This is a genomic window from Streptomyces sp. NPDC002156 (assembly GCF_053593675.1).
In genome coordinates this window covers 1-8322 of sequence record NZ_JBSFDA010000274.1, presented here as the reverse complement: position 1 = coordinate 8322, position 8322 = coordinate 1, and the positions used below count along the sequence as shown (strand labels likewise).

The 8322-nt window shown below is 70.1% G+C and carries 4 protein-coding genes; 3 read left to right on the top strand and 1 reads right to left on the bottom strand.

From position 1 onward, the window contains the following. Nucleotides 1-85: 85 nt before the first annotated feature. Nucleotides 86-1243, bottom strand: a complete 1158-nt coding sequence (locus ACWCRB_RS47600; RefSeq protein ID WP_235474102.1) for a YihY/virulence factor BrkB family protein — start codon at nt 1241-1243, stop codon at nt 86-88. Between the two features lie 664 nt (nt 1244-1907). On the opposite strand from ACWCRB_RS47600, the gene ACWCRB_RS47595 reads away from it, so the two are divergent. Genes ACWCRB_RS47595 through ACWCRB_RS47585 form a run of 3 tightly spaced genes read left to right on the top strand, consistent with a single transcriptional unit; the run spans nt 1908 to nt 8124 of the window. After that, the gene (locus ACWCRB_RS47595; protein ID WP_451002041.1) at nt 1908-3131 is read left to right on the top strand and encodes a heparan-alpha-glucosaminide N-acetyltransferase domain-containing protein; all 1224 of its coding nucleotides are present in this window, start codon (nt 1908-1910) and stop codon (nt 3129-3131) included. Between the two features lie 11 nt (nt 3132-3142). Further along, nucleotides 3143-5794: a Pls/PosA family non-ribosomal peptide synthetase gene (locus ACWCRB_RS47590; RefSeq protein WP_451002040.1), complete on the top strand. Its 2652-nt coding sequence runs from the start codon at nt 3143-3145 to the stop codon at nt 5792-5794. Continuing rightward, nucleotides 5791-8124 (top strand): non-ribosomal peptide synthetase, encoded by a 2334-nt coding sequence (locus tag ACWCRB_RS47585; protein ID WP_451002039.1) that lies wholly within the window; start codon nt 5791-5793, stop codon nt 8122-8124. The genes ACWCRB_RS47590 and ACWCRB_RS47585 overlap by 4 nt, the downstream gene beginning before the upstream one ends. The last annotated feature ends 198 nt before the right edge of the window (nt 8125-8322 follow it).

Sequence of the window (8322 nt, the reverse complement as noted above, 5' to 3'; positions counted from 1 at the left end):
GGTCTGGGGGCGGCAGCCCCCAGAAGGATGGGACGGGTAGGGGCGGCGGGGGCGAAGAAAAGCCCGGGCCGCGCCCCGCCCCCCGTCACTTCGCGGAGGGCGGCCCCTCCCCCGTCTTGGGTGTGCTCTTCACATGCGCCCGCAGACGGGACGTCACGTCCTCCGGGGGCAGGAAGCGCGACCAGCGTTCCGGGAACTCGGAGGGCATGTCCGCCGGGTCGTCGGGGTCGTCGTCGTGCTCGTAGGTGCGGGCGGCGGTCATCCGGGCGACGTACTCCGCGGCCTCCTCCTCGCGGAGCCTCTCGTTGGCGGCACGCGCGGCGGCCGTGGAGGCGGCCGGCCAGACACGGTCGATCGCCGCGTTGACGGCGGCCCCGACGAGCACGGCGAAGGCCGAGACGCCGACCCACAGGAGGACGGCGACGGCCGCCGCGAGCGATCCGTAGATCGTCGCGCCCTCGATCGTCTTGGTCAGGTAGATGCGCAGCAGGAAGCTGCCGAGCACCCACATCCCGAGGGCCACCAGCGCGCCCGGGACGTCCTCGATCCACGGTGAGCGCACCGGGACCGACACATGGAACAGCGTCGTCAGGAAGGCGATGGAGAGGAGGATGACGACGGGCCAGTACAGGACCTGTACGAGCGTCTCCGACCATGGCAGGACGTTGAGTACGGCGTCCGGGCCCGCCACCATCAGCGGCAGCGCGACCGAGCCGATCAGCAGGGCTACGACGAACAGGACGAAGGCGACGAGCCGCGTCTTGACGATCCCTCGGACGCCGTCCAGGCCGTACATGACGGTGATGGTGTCGATGAAGACGTTCACCGCGCGGGAGCCGGACCAGAGGGCGAACAGGAACCCTATGGAGATGACGTCGGGCCGGCCGCCCTTCATCACGTCGTCCAGGATCGGCCGGGCGATCTCGGTGACGCCCTTGTCGGACAGGACCGTCCGGGACGCCTCCAGGATGTTGGTCTCCAGGCTGGTGATGGTGTCGGTGCCGGTCCAGTCGTCGACGTAGCCGAGCAGACCGATCAGGCTCAGCAGCAGCGGCGGCACGGACAGCAGCGTGAAGAAGGCCGCCTCCGCGGCCAGACCCAGGATCCGGTACTCGATGCACGAGTTGACGGTGTCCTTGAGCAACAGCCATGCGGTCCTGCGCTTCGAGACGTTCCGGTAGAGGACGCGCGCGCGATGGAGTCGGCCGCTGGGGCTCTCGGGAAGTTCACTTGCTGCCTGCACGCCCTAACGGTATCGGGCGGGCGGTACCCCTCTCACCCTCCGGTGCCCCGGTCAGGGCCCGGCACCCGCACGCCGCTCCCTCCCCTTCCTTCCCGTGACGCGCCAGAAAACGAAGAGAAACCCAGTGGAAACGGAAAGGAACGATTCAGCAGGCAAATCGAATACTATTTCTGTCATGCACTTGGCGGCCATATTTCGGCGCGCCCAAACGGAATACCGCCCGGCAATTACACCTGCCCTACGGAAAGCTCCCAGGTGAGGGGTCCGCACACGCGGTCGTATTCCGTACGAAAAGTCGTGACTCTGTAACAGGAAAGCGACATTACGCCGGTGACGCTTGACCCGTTCATAACCGGGTCGAAACAATTCGGATTGCATTCTCCGGGGCACACCCACCCAAGGGAGTGCGAAGCACCACGACACGGGGGCACCCGGGCTCCGACCAAGCCCGATCGAGCCGCGTTGCCCGTGATCCGTACGGAAACCGTGCGGATCGACGCCGTGCCGCACGCCGCGCTCATCGACATTTTCCACTGACACGTCAATTCGTCCCGTACGCCGTTTCCCATATCGCGTCAACTGTCACTCCCGCTCACAGCTGCACCGCGGACGCACAGCGGACGTGAAATCCATCGTGCCAATTTTCCAATTTACGGAGCTACTCATGCCTTTATCGACACCGCGCATCGCCGGTGTGGACGTGGCCCGTGGCCTCGCGTTACTCGGTATGTTCTCCGTGCATGTATTCGGAGCGTTCGAGCCGGACGATTCGCCGACGGTGGCCTGGCAGCTGGCGGGCGGCCGGTCCTCGGCGACCTTCGCCCTGGTCGCCGGTGTCGGCCTGGCCTTCACGACCGGCGGCCGTACGCCCCGGGTCGACCGCGGCTCGCTCGCCTCGGTCGCCGCACGGGCACTGTCCGTCGGTCTGATCGGACTGACGCTGGGCTACGCCGCCAACGCGGCCGGCCTCGAAGTCGACGTCATCCTCGCCTTCTACGCTCTGCTGTTCCTGCTCGCGCTGCCTCTGCTGGCCCTGCGGGCACGGACGTTGGCCTGTATCGCCCTCGGGCTGGGCGTGGTCGCGCCGTTCCTCGTCCACCTGTTGCAGGGAGCGCTGCCCGAACCCGCCTTCGACGGTGACCCGACGCTCCAGGACGTCGTCACCGACCCGGCCGGTCTCCTCGGCGACCTCCTGGTCCACGGCGACTATCCGGTCCTGGCGTGGACGGCGTACCTCTGTGCCGGGCTCGCCATCGGGCGCCTAGACCTCTTCGACCGGCGCACCGCGACCCGGCTGCTGACCGCCGGACTGGCGCTCGCCTCCACCTCCTGGCTGGTCTGCTCGCTGTGGCTCTTCCGCTGGGGCGGCCTTGAGCGGCTCCAGGAGAACGAGTTCTACGACGCGACCGGGCCGCACGCCCGCGACGAGGCCCTGTGGGACACCCCGGACGGCGAGACCTGGTGGTCGATGCTCTCCCGGGCGCCGCACTCCACCTCGCCGTTCGACATGCTGCACACCCTCGGCTCGGCCACCGCACTGCTCGCGGCGGTCCTGCTGCTGACCCGGATCACCGGGGTGCGGCGCGCTCTGCTCCCGCTGGCGGCGGCCGGAAGCATGCCGCTGACCCTCTACACCGCCCATGTCCTGTTCCTCGCCACCGGAGCGCTCGACGGCTCCCCCGACCTCCAGTACGCCGTACTGGTCGCGGGCTCGCTGCTCTTCGCGGCCGTCTGGCGGCTCACCAGGGGCCGGGGACCCCTGGAGGCCCTGGTCGCGGGGACGGCGCGGCGAGCCGGGGCATGGGAGCGGGCGCGGGCACAGGGGAGCCCGGCCGAACTGCCCGTCCAACGATCCGAACGAACCGAAAGCCAGGACCAGCACCGCTAAGGAGCTTCATCGTGGGGGGAACAGTGGGGGGAAAACCGATCGAGTTGGCGTCCATACCGCCGACCGATCCGATCAAGCAGACGCAGCAGACGCAGTTGTCCGGCGCCGGGGGTGACATCGAGCGGATCCTCGCCGAAGTGCTCGCCGGGGTCGTGAAGACGGACCAAGTACCGCTCGACAGCCACTTCTTCGACGATCTCGGCGCCAACTCCCTGGTCATGGCGCACTTCTGTGCCCGTGTCAGGAAGCGCGACGATCTGCCGTCGGTGTCGATGAAGGACGTGTACGGCCATCCGACGATCCGGAGTCTGGCGGCGGCGCTCGGCGGCGCCCCGGCCGAAGCGCCCGCCGCACCGCCCGCCGAGGCCCCGGCGCCCGGCAGCGGCCTGCGGTATGTCCTGTGCGGGGCCGCGCAGTTGCTGGTCTTCGCCACGTACTGCTTCCTCACGGGGCTCGTCACCGTCGAGGGCTACGAGTGGATCAACGCCGGTGCGGGGGCCGTCGACGTCTATGTGCGGTCGGTCGTGTTCGGCGGTGCCGTCTTCGTAGGGATGTGCACCCTGCCGGTGGTCGCCAAGTGGGTGCTGATCGGCCGCTGGAAGGCGACCGAGTTCCCGGTGTGGGGCCTCGCCTATCTGCGCTTCTGGACCGTGAAGGCGCTGCTGCACGCCAACCCGATGGTCCTGTTCGCCGGGAACCCGCTCTACGTGCTCTATCTGCGGGCGCTCGGCGCGCGGATCGGCAAAGGCGTCACGATCCTCTCGCCCAGCCTCCCGGTCTGCACCGACCTGCTCACGGTCGGCGCGGGCACGGTGATCCGCAAGGACGCCCACTTCCTCTGCTACCGGGCCGTCGCCGGCCGTATCCAGACCGGCCCGGTCACCTTGGGCAGGGATGTGTACGTCGGTGAGAAGACCGTCCTCGACATCGGCACGTCGATCGGTGACGGGGCCCAACTCGGCCACTCGTCCACCCTGTACGAGGGCCAGGCGGTCCCGGCGGGCCTGCGCTGGCACGGCTCGCCCGCCCAGCCCACGGACGTGGACTACGTACGGGTCCCCGCGGCCCCCTGCTCCACCGCCCGCCGGGCCGCCTACGGCCTCGCCAGCCTCCTCCAACTCCTTCTGTTCTACGTGCCGTTGGCAGTCGGGGGCGGCTATCTGCTGCTGGACCTGGCTCCCCAGCTGGACGCGCTGTTCGACCCGGACGTGGCCGACATGACCTCGCTCCGCTTCTACGCCGAGGCCCTGGGCGTGTCCCTCGCGCTCTTCGTCGCCGTGATGGTGGTCGGAGCCGTGAGCGTGTCCGTGGTCCCCCGGCTGCTGAACCTGGTGATCCGGCCGGACCAGGTGTATCCGCTGTACGGCCTGCACTACGGGGCGCAGCGGGCCATCACCCGCATGACCAACCTGAAGTTCTTCCTGTGGCTGACCGGCGACAGCTCCTACGTCGTCCACTATCTGCGGGCCATCGGCTACGACCTCTCGCACGTCGAACAGACGGGCTCCAACTTCGGTACGGAGGTACGGCAGGAGACCCCCTACCTGGTCTCCGTCGGCCGCGGCACGATGGTCGCCGACGGGCTGTCGGTCCTCAACGCCGACTACTCCGGTACGTCGTTCCGCGTCTCGCGGGCGGAGATCGGGCCGCACAGCTTCCTCGGCAACCACATCGCCTACCCTTCCGGGGGCCGTACCGGCGAGAACGTCCTGCTTGCGACCAAGGTGATGGTCCCGCTCGACGGTGAAGTCCGGGAGAACGTCGGCCTGTTGGGCTCGCCGTCCTTCGAGATCCCGCGGACGGTGGAGCGGGACAGCAGCTTCGACCATCTGCGCGAGGGCGACGAGTTCGTCCGCCGGCTCGCCGCGAAGAACCGCTACAACCTGCGCACGATGGGCCTGTTCCTGTTCGTCCGCTGGCTGCACTCCCTGCTCTTCACGGTGCTCGGCTTCGCGGCCCTGGCCGTGCACGGCACGCACGGCGTCGCCGCCGGTGCGCTGGTCGGCGCCTCCCTGGTCCTCGGGCTCGTGTTGACCGCCGGGTACTACGTGCTCGTCGAGCGGCTCATCACCCGGTTCCGGCCGCTGGTACCCCGGTTGTGCTCCATCTACGACCCGCACTTCTGGTGGCAGGAGCGGCTGTGGAAGGTGCCCTCCGCCTTCCTCGTCGCGCTCAACGGCACACCGTTCAAGAACCTGGCCTGGCGGCTGCTGGGCGTGCGGATCGGGCGCCGGGTCTTCGACGACGGCGCCGCCATCACCGAGCGCACCCTCACCACGATCGGCGACGACTGCACCCTCGGCCCGCGCAGCATCCTCCAGTCCCACTCGCAGGAGGACGGCACCTTCAAGTCCGACCACATCGTCCTCGGCGCGGGCGTCACGGTCGGCACCGCCGCACTCGTGCACTACGGGGTGTCGATGGGCGACGGGTCCCAACTCGCCCCGGACTCCTTCCTGATGAAGGGCGAGGACGTGCCGTGCCTGGCCCGCTGGGGCGGAAACCCGGCGGTGCCGCTGCGCAGCGACCAGATCGTCCTCACCGCACGGTCCAACCGGCCCGCACTGACCGCGCGGACCACGCACACCGCACTGACGACACAGACCGACCGGCTCGCACAGCCCGGCCGGACCGCAGAGATTTCGACGGGGGCAGAACGATGACCACGATTCCACGCTGGATATCCGGCCCGGTCCCGGGCGAGAACCCGCAGAACGGGCCCCACTCGGTGTACGCCGAGTACGAGGTCCCGCTCGACGCCAGCCTGTTGAGGTCGGCCTCGTTCGAGTCGGCGCTGCTCGCCGCGCACGCCAAGGTGCTCGCCGCGCTCTCCGGTGAGCGGGAGGTCACCACCGGGTACGTGGCGGTGAAGGGGCAGCGTCCCGTGGCCCGCCGGATGCTGGTCGGCCCCGGCTCCTGGCGGCAGCTGCTGGCGATGACGGACCTCGCCGACGAGGTGGGCGGTGCGGACGAGCCGCCGTACGAGACCGTCCTCGACCCGCACGGCGGCGAACCCGCCGATGGCGGCGCCGTGTTGTACCTGAGCGTCGGCGAGCGCACCCTGCGGCTGCGTCACCGCACCGATGTCCTCGACACCGAGGCGGCGGCCCGGATCGCCGGCTACCACCTCACCGCGCTCTCCCTGATGGCCGCCGACCCGGACGCCGACCACGAGGGTCAGAGCCTGCTGTCCGGTGCCGAACTCGCCTTCCAGCTGGACGGGTTGGCGGGTCCGGAGCGTGAACTCCCGGACCGCCGGGTGCACGAGCTGTTCGAGGAGCGGGTCCGGAAGCACCCGGACGCGGTCGCGGCCGTGCAGGGCGGCACGGAGTGGACCTACCGGCAGCTCAACTCCCGGGCGAACCAGGTCGGTCGGGCCCTGCTGGCCCGTGGGCTGGCCCGTGAGGGTGTCGTCGCCGTGGTCACCGAGCGCAACCTCGACTGGATGGCCGCCGTACTCGGGGTGCTCAAGGCGGGCGGTGTCTATCTGCCGGTCGAGCCGCACTTCCCGGCCGGGCGCATCACCGCCACCCTCACCCGCGCCGAGTGCGCGTTCGTCGTCACCGAGCACGGCAGCACCACCACGCTCGACGAGACCGGGACGGACGTACCGAGGCTGTACGTCGACGAGATCGAGGCGGAGGGGCACGCGGACGACGACCTCGGGGTGAGCGTGGGCGCGGACCAACTGGCCTACATCTACTTCACGTCCGGGTCGACCGGGGAGCCCAAGGGCGCGATGTGCGAGCACGCGGGCTTCGTCAACCACGTCCTCGCCAAGCTGGAGGACCTGGAGGTCGGCGAGGGGCAGACGGTCGCGCAGACCGCTCCCCAGTGCTTCGACATCTCGCTGTGGCAGCTGGTGTCCGCGCTGCTCGTCGGCGGTCGGACGCTGCTGGTCGGACAGGACGTGATCCTGGACGTGGCCCGGTTCGTGGACACGATCGTGGACGGCGGGGTCAATGTGCTCCAGATCGTGCCGTCGTATCTCGAAGCCGTGCTGGCCGAGTTGGAGCAGCGGCCCCGTGAACTCCCCGATCTGCACTGTGTGTCGGTGACCGGGGAGGCGGTGAAGCGGGAGCTGGTGCAGCGCTGGTTCGCCGCCCAGCCCGGCATCAAGGTCGCCAACGCCTATGGGCTGACGGAGACTTCGGACGACACCAACCACGAGGTGATGGACCGGGTGCCGGACGGCCCCCGCGTTCCGCTCGGGCGGCCCGTGCGCAACGTCCGCGTGTACGTGGTCGACGAGCACCTCTCGCCCGTGCCCCTCGGGGCGCCCGGGGAGATCGTGTTCTCCGGGGTGTGTGTCGGGCGCGGGTACGTCAACGACCCCGAGCGCACCGCCGCCGCCTTCATGCTGGACCCGTTCCGGCCCGGGGAGCGGCTCTACCGCAGCGGTGACCACGGGCGCTGGCTGCCCGACGGCAGGCTGGAGTTCCTCGGCCGCCGGGACACCCAGGTGAAGCTGCGGGGCTTCCGGATCGAGATCGGCGAGATCGAGAACGCGCTGCTGCGGGTGCCCGGCGTCCGGGACGGTGCCGTGGTGGTCGTACGGGGCGCGCGCCTGGTGGCGTTCTGCACCGGCGCCGAACTCGTGGACGTACAGGCGCGGTTGGCCGAGTCGCTGCCCGCGTACATGGTTCCGGCGGCCGTGCACTGGCGGGAGCGGCTGCCGCTCACCCCCAACGGCAAGACCGACCGCAGGACGCTCACCGCGCTCGCCGAGGAACTCGACACCGCCGAGGAGGGCGTGCGGGGGCCGGAGACGGCCGGTGAGCGGCGGCTGGCCGCCGCCTGGGCCGATGTGCTCGGGGTTCCGGTCGACCGGATCGGCCGCCTGGACCACTTCTTCGACCGTGGCGGCACCTCGCTGTCGGCCGTCCGGCTCGCGATCGCCCTGGACCGGGCGATCACCCTCAAGGACGTCATCCGCCACCCGGTCCTCGCGGACCTGGCCGAGCTGCTCGAATCGCCGGCCGCCACCGCCTGACGACGGCCGCACCGAAAGGAACGACAACCATGGCACTCTCATCCACACCTTCGGCATCGACTCCCGCTCCCCCGGCGGCACTTCCGGGCATCGAACTGCTCCCCGGCCGGCCGCCGACCCTGCGCACCCCGCCCGTCACCGACCCGGCGGAGTGGGCCGGCGCCCACCGGGACGCGCTGCGGGCGGCCGTCGCCGAGC

Excerpts from the sequence above, each read along its gene's own strand:
- ACWCRB_RS47585 (WP_451002039.1), top strand. The coding sequence starts at position 5,791 with ATGACCACGATTCCACGCTGGATATCCGGCCCGGTCCCGGGCGAGAAC.
- ACWCRB_RS47595 (WP_451002041.1), top strand. The coding sequence starts at position 1,908 with ATGCCTTTATCGACACCGCGCATCGCCGGTGTGGACGTGGCCCGTGGC.